This window comes from Streptomyces sp. NPDC102360 (assembly GCF_044766085.1).
Lineage (GTDB): Bacteria > Actinomycetota > Actinomycetes > Streptomycetales > Streptomycetaceae > Streptomyces.
In genome coordinates this window covers 1,007,099-1,021,837 of the sequence record NZ_JBIWLG010000001.1, presented here as the reverse complement: position 1 = coordinate 1,021,837, position 14,739 = coordinate 1,007,099, and the positions used below count along the sequence as shown (strand labels likewise).

The following is a 14,739-nucleotide window of genomic DNA, read 5'->3' as shown; positions in this document are numbered from 1 at the left end:
CACGTACTCCTCGCCGTCGGCCGTCACCGCCCGCGGTACGGGCCCCGCTGGGTTTCGTTTTCGCTGTCACTCGGGCAGGTTCAGCTGCCAGGAGACGCCGAAGCGGTCGTTCACCCAGCCGAACTTGGCGCTGAAGCCGTACGAGCCCAGCGGCATGAGCTCCGTGCCCTGTTCAGCAAGAGCGCCGTAGAGGCGGTCGAGCTCGGCCTCGGTGTCGCACTCAACGAACAGCGACATCGCCGGGGTGAACCCGAAGTCGTGCTTGACGTAACTGTCGATGCACATGAGCCGCTGGCCGGCGAGCTGGAAAGTGGCGCGCTGGACCGTGCCCGCCTCACCAGGGCCGTCGGCGCCGTAGCGGGAAATGTCAACGATCCCCGCGTCCTCGAACAGCGAGGTGTAGAAGGTCAGCGCCTCCTCCGCCGTGCCCTCGAACATGAGGAAAGTGGTGATCTTCTGTGGCATCGAGGCCATGGTGCTGCCCTCCGGGTGCTGGTGTTTGTCTTTTGAGGGCGAGGCTAGGGTCCACCTCTGACACTGGCCCCACTGACACCACCGGGTCATCTCCGACCAGCGATCCGACGCCCCCGTGACCTTCCTCGGCGAACTGCTGCGCGCCCGTCCGAAGAAGACCGACTCACGGCGGCGCAGGCTCCCGCCCGGGAAAATCGCCACGATCGTCCTCACTCATCGGCGCCATGACCAGCGGCTTGCCGACATGGCCGGCGGCAACCGCATCTCCCAGACCGCGGTGCGCCGCCGAGTGATGGAGGTGATCGAACCAATCGCCGCACGGGCCCCGCGGCCGCACCCGGCACTGAAGAAGGTCACCCGAAAGGGCGGCCACGTCGTCCTGATCGACGCCGCCATCCATCCATCCATCCGCATCCGGTGCCACACCGGAGTGGACAGCCGTCGCAACTCCAGCGGGAACACAAGGCCAAAGGCCTTTTCTTCCTCGCACTCGCCCTCGAAAAGGGCCGTCTGCTGTGACTGTCTCCGGCCCGCCAGGGACGTTCCCCGGAGATCACCACCGCCCGCTACCACCAACTCGTCGAGCGCCTGCGAGCCCATGAACTGGGTGCCATCGGCGACCTCGGCTTCACCAGCCTGGACGACGATGTTCGCGGCAGGCAACCGCCCACGCCCAGCAGGAGTATCCCGGAACCCGATCCCCCTCTCCCCTGGGCCTGCGACTTCAGGATGCACCGAGCTCAGGAGGCGTGCCGTGGCGGCGCCTTGGGACACAGTGTGCGGTAGGGCAAGTACGCGAGCAGGCTGCCAACGAGCCCGCCGAACGTGTTGAAGAGGACGTCGTCGACGTCCACGGTGCGACCGGCGTTCATCGCGTACTGCACGGCCTCGATCAACACACTCAGCGCCAAGCAGGCCACCACCGCGCGGCCCAGCCGCGGGCGCCGGCCGGCGAAGACGTACAGGGCCCCGAGAGGGACGAACATCATCGCGTTCGCCAGCTGCAGCCGCACGATCATGCCGCGTTCCATGTCACCCACCCCGAGCGTGCTCACGCCGCCGCCCCACAGGCCTTCGCCCGGCAGCCAGTTGATGTAGCGGGACCCACCGCTGTTCAGTGACTGGTCGGGGATCAGCGTCACGGCGAGCACGAGCAGGAGCCACAACGTCAGCAGGACACGCGCGAGCGGCAGGGCAACATCGCGGGTGCGGGCGTTCCAGGCCGCGGCCGCCCAGGGCAAGGCGGCGCACAGCAACAGGAATCCCGCGACGGTCACGGGCGTGAGGTGGAGAATGATCTCCCACACGGGGCGTTCCTCGGGTCGTGCTGCAAGGGCGTGGTCAGGGGCAGGGCCACTTGGTGACGTACATCGAGCCGTTTCCAAGCTGGCGTTTCTGACCGCGAGTTGGACGGTACTGCGCACGGATGAAGCTCCTGGTAGATGGGTTCTCGACCAAGATCACCCGTGTCCGCCAGGAGCTTCGCGTGCTTGCCTACCCGTCCTCGATTGATCTGTCCAGCCACACTCCGCGGTTCCCGACGGGGCAACTGACCGTGCGGCGGCAGGAGATCGGGACGCGGTGGCGACGCCTGTCCGCCGCACGTCAGGCCTTGCTCGCCCTGGCTCATCTGGGGTGCGGTAACACCTACGCCCAGCTCGCCGCCAGGTTCGGCATCGGGATCGCAACCGTCTACCGCTCCATACGGGAAGCCGTCGAGGTCCTGTCCACCCTCGCTCCGACCCTGACCGAGGCGGTGAAGACCATCCGGGTGAAGGCGTTCGTCATCCTCGACGGCACCCTGCTGCCCATCGACCGCGTCGCCGCCCGGCAGCACGGGATCATCGACGCCCTCGCCGATGCGGGAAACAAGCAGCTCAAACGGGCCCTCTTCCTCTCCGCGTTCGCCGCCCTGACCGACCCGATCTCTCGGACCTACTACCAGAGGAAGATCAAGGAAGGCAAGCACCACACTCAAGCCCTGCTCTGCCTCGCCCGCCGCCGAGCCGGCGTCCTCTTCGCCATGCTCCGCGACGGCACCTTCTACCAACCACCAACCAGCAACCCCCAACCACCAACCCCGCTTGCCCCTTGACCAAAGCCATAGGGGCCCCGGCGACGGGCTGATCGGCGACGGGCTGCACATAACGGCTGTGCTCCCACAGCGAGATCCGTCCGCACCCGGGACATGCGGCCGGGCCCGCCCGGGTCCGCGCGGCGATGACCACGAGTACTCCCTCAACGACGGCAAACCCGCCATCCTAACTGCTGAGCCTGAGCACGGTAGTTGACGTTAGTCGCTGCGCCTGTGACGGGCGCGCAGGGAGGCCCAGTGGCGTAGGCGTTCGCTGATCTGGGCTTCGTAGCCGTTGCGGGTGGGCTGGTAGTACGTCTCGTGGTCCATGGCGTCGGGGAAGTAGTCGGCGCCGGAGAAGCCGTCGGTGGTGTCGGGGTCGTACTGGTAGTCCTTGCCGTAGCCGAGGTCCTTCATCAGCCGGGTCGGGGCGTTGAGGATGTGGGCGGGTGGCATGAGTGAGCCGGTGCGGCGGGCGGCGCGGTGGGCGGCGTTGAAGCCGCGGTAGACGGCGATGGACTTGGGAGCGGTGGCGAGGTAGACGACGGCCTGGGCGATCGCCAACTCGCCCTCGGGTGAGCCGAGTCGCTCGTACACGTCCCAAGCGGCGAGGGCCTGCTGGATGGCGTGCGGGTCGGCGATGCCGATGTCTTCGCTTGCGAAGCGGACCAGGCGGCGGGCCACGAACAGGGGGTCCTCGCCACCGTCGAGCATGCGGGCGAGCCAGTACAGGGCCGCGTCCGGATCGGAGCCGCGCATCGACTTGTGGAGCGCGGAGATCAGGTTGTAGTGGCCCTCCTGCGCCTTGTCGTACAACGGGGCGCGCTGCTGGATGTGGTGGGCGAGCGCGGCGGTGTCCAGCGGTGTCCCGGGGGCCGGGAGTGCCTGGAGCTGTTCGGCCATGTTGAGGAGGTAGCGGCCGTCGCCGTCGGCCATGGCGATCAGGGCGCGGCGGGCGTCGTCGTCCAGGGGAAGCCGGTGGCCGGTGAGGTGTTCGGCGCGGTCGAGGAGTGTGGACAGGGCGGCTTCGTCGAGGCGTTTGAGGACGAGGACCTGGGTCCGGGAGAGGAGGGCACCGTTGAGTTCGAAGCTCGGGTTCTCCGTGGTGGCGCCGATCAGGGTGATCGTGCCGTCCTCGACGTAGGGCAGGAAGCTGTCCTGCTGGGCGCGGTTGAAGCGGTGGATCTCGTCGACGAACAGCAGGGTGCCCTGGCCGATGCTGCGCCGGCTGCGGGCGGCGGTGAAGACCTTGCGCAGGTCGGCCACGCCGGAGAAGGTGGCCGACACCGGTTCGAAGGCCAGGTTGCTGCCGTCCGCGAGGAGGCGGGCGATGGTCGTTTTCCCCACGCCGGGCGGGCCCCACAGGATGGCGGAGCCGAGGCGCTGCTGGGCGACCATGCGGCCCAGCGGGGCGTCCGGCGCCAGGAGGTGGTCCTGCCCGATGACGTCTTCCAGTTGGGTGGGGCGCAGGCGGTCGGCGAGTGGCCGGGCGGGCTCTTCGTCGAAGAGCGGCAGGGTCGCTTCGGTCGGTTCCATCGGTCTCTCAGATTGCGGGCGGAGGTGTGCAGGCGTAGGTGTGCAGGCGTAGGTGTGCGGGCATGACGAGCCTCGCACGCGGCACTGACAGGCCGCGGGCTCAGCGGCTCGTGCGCGCGATTGCGGGCGTGCTTACGGTGCTCATCAGATACGGGGACGGTCACGGGGGCGGTCGCGTTGCGGCAGCCGCTCGACGACCAGGTCGTAGGAATCCTCGACTACGCCCGTGACCAGCCGCTCGGTGATGCCGGGGCCCGGTCCGAGCGAGATCCAGTGCCGTTTGTCGAGGTAGCGGCCCGGTGTGATCGAGGCATGGCCGTGCACGTGCGCGCGGGCGTGTTCGGGTTCGCACTTGACCGTGATGATCTGCTCGTCCGGGTCGTCGGTGACGATCAGGAACACCTTGCCCGCGACCTTGTACACGTCCAGGTGCTCGGTGAACGGGTAACCGTGGTCCGTCCCGGGCAGCGCGAGCGCCGTGTGGCGGGCGGTGTCCTGGAGCCGGTCGCCGGCCGCGCTCACCGGGCCGCCCGCATGCGGCTGGCGTAGGTGTGCGGGTCGACGGGCCGCTCGGCCCTGGGCAGGTGAGCGACGACGAGTCGGTAGGAGTCGGTGACGAGCTCATCGACGAGTTCCCTGTCCAGGCCGTCGCCGCCCTCCAGCGTGATCCAGTGCTTCTTGTTCATGTGGTAGCCGGGGGTGATGTGGCTGTACTGCTCCCGCAGGGCGTGGGCCTCGCCGGGGTCCGCCTTGAGGATCACGACGGGGCGCCCCGGGACCTCGGTCATCAGCATGAACACCTTGCCGCGCACCTTGAAGACCTCCCAGTCGTCGCCGAAGGGGTGCTCCAGCTGGGCTCCGGGAAGCTCCTCGGCGCGGTCGGCGGCGGTCTTGTGCAGGGTCGTTCCGTTCATGGGGCGTTTCATGGGGCGTTTCATGGGGCGCTTCCTTTCTCACGGGGTGATCGCGGCGGCACACCCCATCCTTCCTTCGGAGCCGACAAAAGGGGCAGTAGACTGCGGACACGTGATGGTCGACAAGCGACACCCAGGCCCGACCGGACAGGCCGGACCGGCCGGACCGGCCACGATCCCCTTGTACGGGTTCCAGCCCCCGGTCGGCACCCCGTACGGCCTCGAGGTGAGCACCGTCGAGGACTTCTTCGCCCAGCACGACGACTGGCCGTGGAACCCGCCCCGTCCGGGCCGCGCCACCTTCCACTACCTCATCGCCGTCACCGAGGGCGAGCTGCGGCACGACGTCGACCACCTCACGCGGACCGTCGCCCCCAGCCAGTGGCTGTGGGTGCGCCCGGGGCACGCGCAGTGCTGGCACCCGCCCGGCGCCGCCCGCGGCACGATCATCCTGTTCGAACCCGATGTGCTGCGGCCCGACATCGCCCGCCTGCTGGCCCCGCTCACCGCACACGAAGCTCCTGCCGTACTGAGCCCGCACCCCGACGACACCGCCTGGCTCCAGCAGACGGCGCTCCAGCTTCTGGACGAACACCGCGCACTCGGGCGCCGCCCCCTCGACGTCCACCACGCCCTGCGGCGCAGCCTGCTCGAATCGCTGCTGCTGCGCCTGGCAGGCGCCCCTGGTATCACCCCCGCCGACACGAGTGCCGGCAGGAGCCGCAATGACACCTACGGACGGTTCACGGACGCCTTGGAGCTGCACTTCCGCGAGCTGCACCGGGCCGCGGACTACGCGGAGTTGCTCGGCTGCTCGGTCCGCACCCTCAGCCGCGCCGCCCGGGACACCACCGGCAAGACAGTGCGTGAGCTCATCGACGAGCGGCGCCTGCTCGAAGCCCGGCGCCTGCTGGGAAACGCCCGATGGGATGCCCGGTCCGTGGCCGACCACCTCGGCTTCACCGACCCCGCGAACTTCGGCCGCTTCTTCCGCGACCGCACCGGCCTCACCCCGGCCGCCTTCGCGGCCGACGACACCACGGCCCACCCGTGACGGCGGCCGGGCTCCGGATGTTCATGCGGCGGAACGCGGCCAGGCCGGTGGTCGATTCACAGGTCCCCTTGCGTGGGGGTCAGACCCAGTTGGGGACATGCTCCTCGGCGAAGCGGGCGCCGAATCCACCGTTCGGGAGGATCTCGCGGACCGCGGCGAGATCGGCCTCGGTGAGGGCGAGGTCGGCGGCGCGGGCGTTCTCTTCCATACGGGCGGCGCTGCGGGTGCCCGGGATCGGGACGATCTGGTTGCCCTGAGCGAGCAACCAGGCCAGGGCGACCTCGGAGACGGTGACGCCCTTGGCGGCAGCCAGCCGGCCGAGTCGGTCCACGGCTTCGACGTTCTTCTCGAAGTTGCCGGGCTGCCGGCGCGGATCGGAGTTGCGCATGTCGGTGGCGTCGCCCTGTCCCGCGGGCTTCGCGGTACCGGTGATGAAGCCGCGGCCGAGGGGCGAATAGGGGACGAAGCCGATGCCGAGCTCTTGGAGGAGCGGGAAGAGCTGCTCGACGCCGCGCTCGAAGATCGAGTACTCGGTCTGCAGGACCGAGACCGGCTGGACAGCGTGCGCCTTGCGGATGGTCTGCGGGCCGGCCTCGCTGAGACCGAAGTACTTGACCTTGCCCGCGCCGATCAGTTCCTTGACGGTGCCCGCGACGTCCTCGATCGGAACGTCCGGGTCGACGCGGTGCCGGTAGAGGACGTCGATCTGGTCGACGCCCAGGACCGCCGCTCCGAACTGGGCGTGGACCGCACCCGATCCGGCAACGTCTCCAGCGCGGTCGGCGACCTCGGCACCCAGAAGGGCCCACTCGCCCTCGCCGACGGCAGGCTCACGTCGCTGACGGTGTGGAAGATGGGCAACCTCACGGACTGAACACCCCAGCGGGCCCGGCGTTCCGCTACTCGTGAACGACGCGCTCCGGGTTCCGCGATGGCCGGCCCACGACGCGGGCCGGCCACGATCAGCCCACCGCGTCGAGAAACGTAGAACACCCGATACTCGGGCACTCACGAGGGTTGCACGCCTCCTCAGCGGCGGGCTGGAATTGATGCCCCCAGCCCGAAGGCGTAGGCGTGGACGCTCAGTTCGCGGCGAGGTCGTTGTCCTTCGTCTCGCCGACGGCGAGCAGGCAACAGATGCTGATCGCCGCGAGCGCCGCGAGGAACACACATGCCGAGGTGATCGACCCGGCGGACGAGGCCGACAGGGAGGCGAGGATCATCGGGGTGAAGCCGCCGCCCAGCAGGGTGGCGAGCTGGAAGCCCAGGGAGGCGCCCGTGTAGCGGCTCCCGGTGCCGAACTGCTCGGAGATGAACGCGGCCATCGGGCCGAAGACCGCGTTCTGGAAGACGTTGAAGAGCAGGAAGGCCAGCATCGCGCCCACGACGCCGCCCCAGGCGAGCAGTTGGAACATCGGGTAGATCAGCACGATCGCGGCCACATAGCCGAAGAGCATGACGGGGCGTCGGCCGACGCGGTCGGAGAGCCGCGCATAGCCGAGGACTCCGAAGATGGCGCAGAGGTTTCCGACGGCGAAGCCGAGCAGTACGTCGGACCGGGGTGTTCCCTGGTCGACCGCATAGGTGACACCGAAGGCGGTGATCGCGGACTGCAGGGCGAAGCTCGTCAGACACGCGAACGCGGTCAGGAGGACGACCTTGGGCTTCTTCAGGACCGTCAGGATCGGCGGGGTGGCGTCGCGCTTCGGCTTCTGGTCCTGGTCCTGGTCGAGGGCGGCCTGGAACAGTGGGCTCTCCGAGACCCGGGTCCGTACGAACAGGCCGACGGCCAGCATCACTGCGGACAGAAGGAAGGGGACCCGCCAGCCCCACGCCAGGAATTGGTCCTCGGGCAGGGTCGAGAACGCCATGAGTATCAGCGTGCCCAGGACACCTCCGCTGGGTGCGCCGGCGTTGGTGAACGCGGCCATGAGGCCGCGCTTCTTGGGCTCGGCGTGCTCGAGCGCCATCAGTGTGGCACCACCCCACTCACCACCCACCGCGACGCCTTGCAGGACGCGCATCGTGACGAGGGCGACCGCGCCCCACGATCCGATCGCCGACGCGGGCGGTATCAGTCCGATGAGGAAGGAGGCGACGCCCATCACCGTCATCGAGAGCACGAGCATGGACTTGCGACCGATGCGGTCGCCGAAGTGTCCGAACACGATGCCGCCGAGCGGGCGGGCCACATATCCGGCGGCGAAGGTGCCCAAGGAGGCGATGGTCGCCGCGGACGGGGAGAGGTCGGAGAAGAACACCGGTCCGAAGACGAGCGCGGCGGCCATGCCGTACAGCAGGAAGTCGTAGTACTCCAGGACGCTGCCGAGGTAGCTCGACAGGACGACTCGGCGCACTTCTTTGGCCCGCGCGGGCTCGGACAGCCGGTCGGCTGCGGTGTCGACGGCGCTCATGCGTGTTCCTTCGTTCGGACAGCGGGATGGGAGGCGGTACACAGAAGGGTTCGCCACCTGAGCGACGAACCCTTCCCTGTGCAACTAGACTGTGGGAGTGCGGAGTTACGGGGTGAACTCGACGACCGCGCCGCCGGACCCGCACAGCGGGCCGTAGCCGTGCACTTCGGCACCGCTGTACTGGTCGCCCAGGGCGCCGAGGACGAAGGCGAGGTGCTTCATGCCCATGTCGGCCCGGCCGACGGTCGCGTACTCGGGCACGTACTGCTCAAGCGCAGCGGTGTCGGCCTTCGTGACCAGGTCGAGCAGTCGGCGGTTCGCCTCGTCCTCCTCGGGCGAGGCGATGTGGTCCTCGTCGAAGTCGACTCCGTGGCGGTGGAGCGAGCCCGAGAGCCCCCCGATGCCGACCACCGACACGGAGCGCCCCTGCCGGTCCGCGGCCTCGACCGCCGCGGCGCCGAGCCGCTTGGTGGTCTCCCAGTCGTGGTACAGGTTGTTCGTCGTGACCACCAGCGGCACCGCGGCCTCGGCGTTGAGAGTCTGGGAGAGCACGATGGTGCCGGCGTCGATGGGGAACTCGTCGTAGTCGCACCCCCGAGAACGGACGCCGAATGCCTGCGTGGTGGGGATGGCGGCCTCGGCCACCGGCACGTCGACGTCGAGCTCCCAGTCGATGTGTCCGAACTCGTGCCACGTGTGGTCGACGAACCGGCCCGTCATGTGCGGCCGGGTCAGCCACATCTGGTCGACGACGGCCATCCAGCCGGCCGAGTAGACGATGAGGGTGTCCGGTGTGGCCCGTTCCAGGGAGCGGCGGGCCTTTTTCAGGCCCTCGACGATGGGTCGCAGGCCGGCAGCGTCGGGCTGGAGCAGCGGGAGGGGGCTGCTGGGGATGAGGTAGGCGGACTTGATGTCGACGCTCATGACCGTGCCGCTCCTGTCAGTGCGGTGGAGGCGTTCTCCACGTCCCATTCCATGATCGCGTTTCCGGTGCCGATGACGGTTCCGTAGCCGTGGAACTCGGCGGGGATCTGCGGGTATCCGAGGGCCGCGAGCATCCAGGTGAAGCCTCCGGACTTGACCTCGGCGGCGGCCTCCTCGATGAACTGCGGCAGCAGGGCTACGGCTTGTTCGGTCTCACCGCGCCGGAGGAGGTCGATCATCCTCATGTCCCAGCGGTATCCCGCATCGGTCTTGGGATACTCGCGGCTCATGTCCTCCGGCAGCTCGGGCTCCTCGCTGAAGTGGAAGTGCGAGAGCGTGTTGGAGGCGAGGACCACCGCACGGCGCCCCGTGCGCTCGATCGCCTTGGTCGTCGCCTTGCCCAGGAGGTCCATCTCCTCCAGGCCTTCCTCGGTCTTGAGGTAGTACGGCGAGTTGTTGGCGCTGAATCCGACGACCGGGATGTCCCACTGCGGACGCATCATGTGCAGCGTGGTGATGGTCCCGTAGTCCACCCGGAAGTCCGGGTTGGTCATGAGCTTGGAGGTGAGGCCGATCGAGCGCGCCTCCTCGTAACAGGCCTCGGCCAGTTCGACGTCGACGTCGAGGTCGAAGTGGTAGCGGAACAGGTGGGGGAAGATGGGGTCCACCGACTTGCCCTTGAGGTTGGGCACGCCGAGGACATGGTGTCCCACCTGGGTCTCCCAGTGCGGCGAGTGCACGAGGAGCACGTCGGGGCGGTGTGCCTCCAGTGTGGCGCGGGCCCGGTCGTAGGCCCAACGCAGCTGCTCCCAGCCGCCCTGGGAGCGGGGCTCGTTCTGCGGCGGGTTCTCACCGTAGACCTGGTGGGGCGGGTGCGGGGCGAGGTACCCCGCGACAATCTTTCCTGATGACATGGTGTTGCCCTTCCACTTCGCTGCGCCGAGAGCGCTCATCGGTCGCGGGCGCCCGGTAGGTGGGCGACCGCCTGAATTTCCAGGAGAAGGTGGGGGTGCGGGAGTTGGTGCACCGCGACGGTGGTGCGGGTGGGCCCCGACTCGTCGAGGAGCTCCGCGTAGACCTCGTTGTAGCCGCCGAAGTCGTTCATCGAGACGAGGTAGGTCGTCACCTGCACCAGGTCGTGCAGGTCGCCGCCGAACTCGGCGAGGAGCGTGCGGATCGTTTCGATGACAGCGCGGGTCTGGACCCGGATGTCGAGCGACGTCGTGCCGAACTCGTCGGCGTCGGCACCCTCGATGGTGTTGTCGGGGCGGCGCGAACTGGTGCCGGAGATGTAGACGAAGTCTCCGGCTTTCTTGACATGGGGGAAGCGTCCGCGCGGAACGGCGAGCGACTCCACGACACGTGCTGAACTCACCTGGTACCTCGCACAGTTACTCGTCCGAGGCCGGCCATGTCGCACTGCGTGACCCCCTCGGTGAACGGGACGGCCGCGGTCGCCGCGCCCGCGAGGACGACGTCCCCGGCCCGCAGCGGGATGCGGTGGCGTCGACACATGTCGAGGAGCGCGTGCAGGGCCCGGCTGGGGCCGTCGAGGATGGCTGCCGTGGAACCGGTCGCGGTGGTCGCCGGAGTTTCGAGGCGCACCTCCCGGTCGTCGACGTCCTGGACGGGCTGCCAGGTGCCGAGGACGTAGGCCGCCGCGGAGGTGTTGTCGGCGATGACGTCGGCGTAGGTGAACCTGAAGTCGCGGTAGCGGGAGTCGATGATCTCCATGGCGGGCGCGACGGCGTCGACCGCGGACTCGATGGCGGCGGACGGGCCGTCGAGGTCGACGTCGACGGCGAGCCGGAAGGCGACTTCCGGCTCAACCTTCGGATGGATGAAGGAGGACAGGTTCACGCAGTCCCCGTCGGCGTATCCCATGGCGTCCGTCAGGCGTCCGACGATCACGTCGGAGACCCCCATCTGGATCATCTTGGCGCGGCTGGTGAAGCCGAGCTTCACACCGACGAACGACTCCTCGCGCTCCAACCTGCGGGCCAGCAGCCGCTGTTGGACCGCATAGGCGTCGGCCACGGACAGCTCGACGTCATCGGCGAGGCTGGGGGTGTCGGCACACTTGACGGCCGCCTCGTCGAGGCGCTGCGCGAGGGCGTCGAGGGTGGTCTCCGGCAGGCTCATCGGAGCTCCTTACTGGCAGGGGTGGCGGCAGACGAGGAGGCGTACGGCGTGGTCGTCACAGTTGCACGCACACATTCGTGGGCTCGGTGTAGAAGTGCAGGGAGTGCGCTCCGCCCTCGCGGCCGATGCCGGAGAGGCCGGCTCCGCCGAAGGGTGAGCGCAGTTCGCGGGTGAACCAGGTGTTGACCCAGGAGATGCCGACCCGCATGCGCTGCGCGACGTCGTGTCCGCGCCGCAGGTCGTTGGTCCACACGGCGGCGGCGAGTCCGTACTCGGTGTCATTGGCGAGGGACACGGCCTCTTCGGTGGTGTCGAAGGGGATCAGTGCCGCCACTGGGCCGAAGATCTCCTCGCGGACGGCCCGGTCCTTGTTCGTCAGGCCCGTCCACAGCGTGGGTTCGATCCAGGAGCCGCCGGACAGCTCACCCATGGCCGGGACGCCGCCACCGGTGAGGAGGGACGCACCGGCCTGCTCCGCGGATGACAAGTAGTCACATACCTTGCTGCGGTGGTCCTGTGAGATCAACGGGCCCGTGGTGGTGCCCTCGGCCCAGGGGTCGCCCAGCCTCAGCCCTTCGGCACGACGAACGAGCCCGTCGGCGATCTCGTCGAAGACCCGCCGCTGGACGTACACGCGCTCGGTGCACAGGCAGACCTGGCCGGTGTTGGTGAACACCGACCGGGCCAGGCCGTCCACGGCCTCGTCCACATCGACGTCGTCGAAGACGATCGCCGCGTTCTTGCCGCCGAGTTCGAAGGACACCGGGCGGACGCGCGGCGCCACGGTCCGCATGACGGAGGCCCCGGTCGCGGAGGAGCCGGTGAAGGTGACTCCGTCGATGCCCTCGTGCTCGGTCAGGTACTGGCCCGCCGAGTCGCGACCGAAGCCGTGCACCACGTTGTAGACGCCTTGCGGGGCTCCGGCCTCCCTCATGACCTCCGCCAGCAGGGTCGCGGTGCCGGGTGTCTCCTCGCTGGGCTTGACGACGACGGCGTTCCCGCAGGCGAGCGCGGGCGCCACCTTCCACGTGAGCAGAAGCAGTGGCAGGTTCCAGGGCACGATGACCGCCACCACGCCGAGCGGCTTGCGCACGGTGTAGTTGAGCGCCCGTCGGCCATCGGCAAGATCACTGAGGTACGCCTCTTCGCCTGCCGCGGCCACGATGTCCGCGAAGGCCCGGAAGTTCTGCACCGCGCGGGCGACGTCGAGAGTACGGGCCTGGGTGACGGGCTTGCCGGTGTCTCGCACCTCGGCCGTGACGAAGTCCTCGAAGCGGCGCTCGATGCCATCCGCGACTCTGCGCAGGAGGGACACGCGCTCCTGGACAGCCGTGTCAGCCCATCCCCGGTCCAGGGCGCGACGGGCCGCGTTGACGGCACGGTCCACGAGGGGCGCGTCGGCCTCGTGAACCTGCGCGAACACCTTTCCGGTCGCGGGGTCGACGGCGTCGAAGGACTGTCCCGGGTCGGGCTCGACGAACTCCCCGTCGACGAAGTTGCTGATCCAGGCGGCCGATGTGTCGCCTGGCCGGTTGAAGGCCGGTTCATGCGCGGGCAAGGTGGATCCCTTTCGTTCCGAGAATGGGCCGCCGCCCTGGGGAGGGGCCGCCCATGTATTGCTCACCCTGTCGTTGCCGGGCGTTTTCGGAGCCGGGCATTTTCGGAGCCGGCCGGCGACGAGACAGAACGGCGAAGGGTTCTTTTGACCGCCCCTTCACCACGGGGTGGCGGTCAGTATGTGCGCGGGTCTCCGCGTCGATCCAGCCTGAAGTTCCGGCCACTGGAACTGGAGGGCTTTATTTTCTACTGACGGTTTTCCGAACTCCGCAACGCCGCCGCGATGCTGGCGGCAGCGATGCGGATTGCCCTGCTGTGACGCTCGGGACGGAATCCGGGAAGGGGCCCGGTGACGCTGATCGCGGCTATCGGGGCATTTCCGCGATCGAGCACGGGTGCGGCCACGCAGGCGATGCCCCGGGCCGATTCCTCGTACTCGTAGGCAACGCCGGCGGCGGCGACCGTCGCCAGCTGCTGCCGCAGCGCATGGGCCGAGACGACAGTGCGGCCGGTCCTCGGCTCCAGGCCCTCCCGCAGGACACGGTCGAGGAGTTCGTCCGACGAGTGGGCCAGCAGCGCCTTGCCGACCGCGGTGCAGTACAGGGGCATGCGGCCGCCCACGCGGGAGGGCATGACGGCTTGCCGATGGCCGCCGATCTTGGCGACGTAGACCACGTCGGTGTGGTCGACGATGCCGAGGTGCACAGTTTGGTGAGTGCGCTCGTACACGTCTTCCATGAAAGGCGTGGCCACTTCCAGCAATTTCCGTTCGTTGAAAACTCTCAGGCCGAGCTGGAAGAGATCGCGGCCAAGGCGATATCCGCGTTCCGGCGTACGTTCGACCAGATTCACCGCGACGAGATCGGAGAGAGTTCTGTGCAGCGTCGCCCGGGGAAAACCGGTGCGCTCCATCAGTTCACTGAAGGAAACCGAGTGGTCTTCGGCCGTGAAGCTGAAGAGCAGCAGTACCGCTTTGTCCAACACTTTGGTGCGGTCGTAATTATCGTTGCGCATGATGTCTCGCCTCACCGCGAGAGCGCTTGCCGGTACCCCGACAAGGGCCCCGTCGTCACTCTTCGAGGCCGTTCATGATGCGCAAGCACTTAAGGAACAGCGGCCGGTACTCCTCGGGGAGCGGCTCGACGATCCGGTCCTCGACACGCTGGTCGTCCCTCATGACCACACGCAGGAGATGGGCGCCGTCCTCGGTGATGTGGACGGCCGACGCCCGCCTGTCCGTCGGAGCCGGCGACTTGTCCAGTAAGCCCTGCTGAACGAGACGGCCGAGCATTTCGGCTGTTGAGTTGCGGTCGAGGGCGATCTGCTTGGCCAGCTCATTGACGGTCGCCCCGGGCCGCTGGCGGGCAGCGAGGAGCAGCGCCTTCTGTCTAGGGGTGAGCTCATGACCGGCCATCTCCTCCTTGAAGATCGCCTCGGCTCGGAAGTGCGCCCGGCGCAGCAGGTGAGAGGTGTTCTGGGTGAGGTCGAACTCGTCGAGGAGCCGATCGTCGGCCGGCTCGTCCGACCCGGAGGTGTCGTTGGGGTTCATCGCTCACAGCTTGCCGTGGACGTCGGATGTGTGGTGGCGAATCCGGAGGCTGGGCCGCCTCTGCCTCGCCTCGGCCGGAGACCGAAACATATAGGCAGCAT

The 14,739-nt window shown here is 68.5% G+C and carries 16 protein-coding genes and 2 pseudogenes; 3 read left to right on the top strand and 15 right to left on the bottom strand.

The features are described from left to right. Positions 1-66: 66 nt before the first annotated feature. The 3 genes from ACIRHA_RS04560 to ACIRHA_RS04550 all read right to left on the bottom strand — a co-directional run bounded on the left by ACIRHA_RS04560 (position 67) and on the right by ACIRHA_RS04550 (position 1,781). Positions 67-465 carry a VOC family protein gene (locus ACIRHA_RS04560; RefSeq protein ID WP_403839754.1) on the bottom strand — a complete coding sequence of 133 codons (399 nt, stop codon included), beginning with the start codon at positions 463-465 and terminating at the stop codon, positions 67-69. Between the two features lie 222 nt (positions 466-687). Next, complete coding sequence (locus ACIRHA_RS04555; RefSeq protein ID WP_403839752.1) at positions 688-1,137, bottom strand: hypothetical protein; 450 nt, start codon at positions 1,135-1,137, stop codon at positions 688-690. A 77-nt stretch (positions 1,138-1,214) separates the two neighbouring features. Beyond that, the gene (locus ACIRHA_RS04550; protein WP_403839750.1) at positions 1,215-1,781 is read right to left on the bottom strand and encodes a VanZ family protein; all 567 of its coding nucleotides are present in this window, start codon (positions 1,779-1,781) and stop codon (positions 1,215-1,217) included. Positions 1,782-1,960: 179 nt separating this feature from the next. On the opposite strand from ACIRHA_RS04550, the pseudogene ACIRHA_RS04545 reads away from it, so the two are divergent. Together ACIRHA_RS04545 and ACIRHA_RS04540 are read left to right on the top strand one after the other, a co-directional pair. Further along, positions 1,961-2,341: pseudogene (locus ACIRHA_RS04545) on the top strand (transposase family protein); the annotation flags it as partial. Continuing rightward, a pseudogene (locus ACIRHA_RS04540) lies at positions 2,339-2,569 on the top strand (hypothetical protein); the annotation flags it as partial. The pseudogenes ACIRHA_RS04545 and ACIRHA_RS04540, both read left to right, overlap by 3 nt. A 198-nt stretch (positions 2,570-2,767) precedes the next feature. Here ACIRHA_RS04540 and ACIRHA_RS04535 read toward each other — a convergent pair. From ACIRHA_RS04535 to ACIRHA_RS04525, 3 genes are all read right to left on the bottom strand, one after another. Continuing rightward, positions 2,768-4,084, bottom strand: a complete 1,317-nt coding sequence (locus tag ACIRHA_RS04535) for a replication-associated recombination protein A (RefSeq protein WP_403839748.1) — start codon at positions 4,082-4,084, stop codon at positions 2,768-2,770. A 144-nt stretch (positions 4,085-4,228) separates the two neighbouring features. Further along, positions 4,229-4,606 carry an MmcQ/YjbR family DNA-binding protein gene (locus ACIRHA_RS04530; RefSeq protein ID WP_403839746.1) on the bottom strand — a complete coding sequence of 126 codons (378 nt, stop codon included), beginning with the start codon at positions 4,604-4,606 and terminating at the stop codon, positions 4,229-4,231. Continuing rightward, the gene (locus ACIRHA_RS04525) at positions 4,603-4,998 is read right to left on the bottom strand and encodes an MmcQ/YjbR family DNA-binding protein (protein WP_403839744.1); all 396 of its coding nucleotides are present in this window, start codon (positions 4,996-4,998) and stop codon (positions 4,603-4,605) included. Before ACIRHA_RS04525 ends, ACIRHA_RS04530 begins: the two co-directional genes overlap by 4 nt. Before the next feature lie 112 nt (positions 4,999-5,110). Between ACIRHA_RS04525 and ACIRHA_RS04520 the strand changes: the two genes are divergently transcribed. Further along, a complete protein-coding gene (locus ACIRHA_RS04520) occupies positions 5,111-6,052 on the top strand; it encodes a helix-turn-helix domain-containing protein (RefSeq protein ID WP_403839742.1) in 942 nt (313 codons plus the stop codon). Between the two features lie 79 nt (positions 6,053-6,131). Here ACIRHA_RS04520 and ACIRHA_RS04515 read toward each other — a convergent pair whose 3' ends face one another. From ACIRHA_RS04515 to ACIRHA_RS04475, 9 genes are all read right to left on the bottom strand, one after another. After that, positions 6,132-7,064 carry an aldo/keto reductase gene (locus ACIRHA_RS04515; RefSeq protein WP_403839740.1) on the bottom strand — a complete coding sequence of 311 codons (933 nt, stop codon included), beginning with the start codon at positions 7,062-7,064 and terminating at the stop codon, positions 6,132-6,134. A gap of 70 nt (positions 7,065-7,134) precedes the next feature. Next, the gene (locus ACIRHA_RS04510; protein ID WP_403839738.1) at positions 7,135-8,466 is read right to left on the bottom strand and encodes an MFS transporter; all 1,332 of its coding nucleotides are present in this window, start codon (positions 8,464-8,466) and stop codon (positions 7,135-7,137) included. A 105-nt stretch (positions 8,467-8,571) separates the two neighbouring features. Next, positions 8,572-9,390, bottom strand: coding sequence for a tRNA U-34 5-methylaminomethyl-2-thiouridine biosynthesis protein (locus tag ACIRHA_RS04505; RefSeq protein WP_403839736.1), 819 nt, complete (start codon positions 9,388-9,390; stop codon positions 8,572-8,574). Next, positions 9,387-10,304 carry a tRNA U-34 5-methylaminomethyl-2-thiouridine biosynthesis protein gene (locus ACIRHA_RS04500; protein ID WP_403839734.1) on the bottom strand — a complete coding sequence of 306 codons (918 nt, stop codon included), beginning with the start codon at positions 10,302-10,304 and terminating at the stop codon, positions 9,387-9,389. The genes ACIRHA_RS04505 and ACIRHA_RS04500 overlap by 4 nt, the downstream gene beginning before the upstream one ends. Positions 10,305-10,339: 35 nt before the next feature. Then, positions 10,340-10,765: a RidA family protein gene (locus tag ACIRHA_RS04495; protein ID WP_403839732.1), complete on the bottom strand. Its 426-nt coding sequence runs from the start codon at positions 10,763-10,765 to the stop codon at positions 10,340-10,342. After that, positions 10,762-11,532 carry a 2-keto-4-pentenoate hydratase gene (locus ACIRHA_RS04490; protein ID WP_403839730.1) on the bottom strand — a complete coding sequence of 257 codons (771 nt, stop codon included), beginning with the start codon at positions 11,530-11,532 and terminating at the stop codon, positions 10,762-10,764. The genes ACIRHA_RS04495 and ACIRHA_RS04490 overlap by 4 nt, the downstream gene beginning before the upstream one ends. 55 nt (positions 11,533-11,587) lie before the next feature. Continuing rightward, positions 11,588-13,090 carry a 2-hydroxymuconic semialdehyde dehydrogenase gene (locus tag ACIRHA_RS04485; RefSeq protein ID WP_403839729.1) on the bottom strand — a complete coding sequence of 501 codons (1,503 nt, stop codon included), beginning with the start codon at positions 13,088-13,090 and terminating at the stop codon, positions 11,588-11,590. 245 nt (positions 13,091-13,335) lie between these two features. Beyond that, positions 13,336-14,103: an IclR family transcriptional regulator gene (locus tag ACIRHA_RS04480; protein WP_403839727.1), complete on the bottom strand. Its 768-nt coding sequence runs from the start codon at positions 14,101-14,103 to the stop codon at positions 13,336-13,338. A 55-nt stretch (positions 14,104-14,158) separates the two neighbouring features. Then, complete coding sequence (locus ACIRHA_RS04475) at positions 14,159-14,638, bottom strand: MarR family winged helix-turn-helix transcriptional regulator (RefSeq protein ID WP_403839725.1); 480 nt, start codon at positions 14,636-14,638, stop codon at positions 14,159-14,161. Positions 14,639-14,739: the final 101 nt, after the last annotated feature.

What these genes read in the sequence shown, in the direction of transcription:
- ACIRHA_RS04475 (WP_403839725.1), bottom strand. Translation starts at nt 14,638, where the DNA reads ATGAACCCCAACGACACCTCCGGGTCGGACGAGCCGGCCGACGATCGG.
- ACIRHA_RS04480 (WP_403839727.1), bottom strand. Translation starts at nt 14,103, where the DNA reads ATGCGCAACGATAATTACGACCGCACCAAAGTGTTGGACAAAGCGGTA.
- ACIRHA_RS04510 (WP_403839738.1), bottom strand. Translation starts at nt 8,466, where the DNA reads ATGAGCGCCGTCGACACCGCAGCCGACCGGCTGTCCGAGCCCGCGCGG.
- ACIRHA_RS04490 (WP_403839730.1), bottom strand. Translation starts at nt 11,532, where the DNA reads ATGAGCCTGCCGGAGACCACCCTCGACGCCCTCGCGCAGCGCCTCGAC.
- ACIRHA_RS04525 (WP_403839744.1), bottom strand. Translation starts at nt 4,998, where the DNA reads ATGAACGGAACGACCCTGCACAAGACCGCCGCCGACCGCGCCGAGGAG.
- ACIRHA_RS04500 (WP_403839734.1), bottom strand. Translation starts at nt 10,304, where the DNA reads ATGTCATCAGGAAAGATTGTCGCGGGGTACCTCGCCCCGCACCCGCCC.
- ACIRHA_RS04535 (WP_403839748.1), bottom strand. Translation starts at nt 4,084, where the DNA reads ATGGAACCGACCGAAGCGACCCTGCCGCTCTTCGACGAAGAGCCCGCC.
- ACIRHA_RS04505 (WP_403839736.1), bottom strand. Translation starts at nt 9,390, where the DNA reads ATGAGCGTCGACATCAAGTCCGCCTACCTCATCCCCAGCAGCCCCCTC.
- ACIRHA_RS04560 (WP_403839754.1), bottom strand. Translation starts at nt 465, where the DNA reads ATGCCACAGAAGATCACCACTTTCCTCATGTTCGAGGGCACGGCGGAG.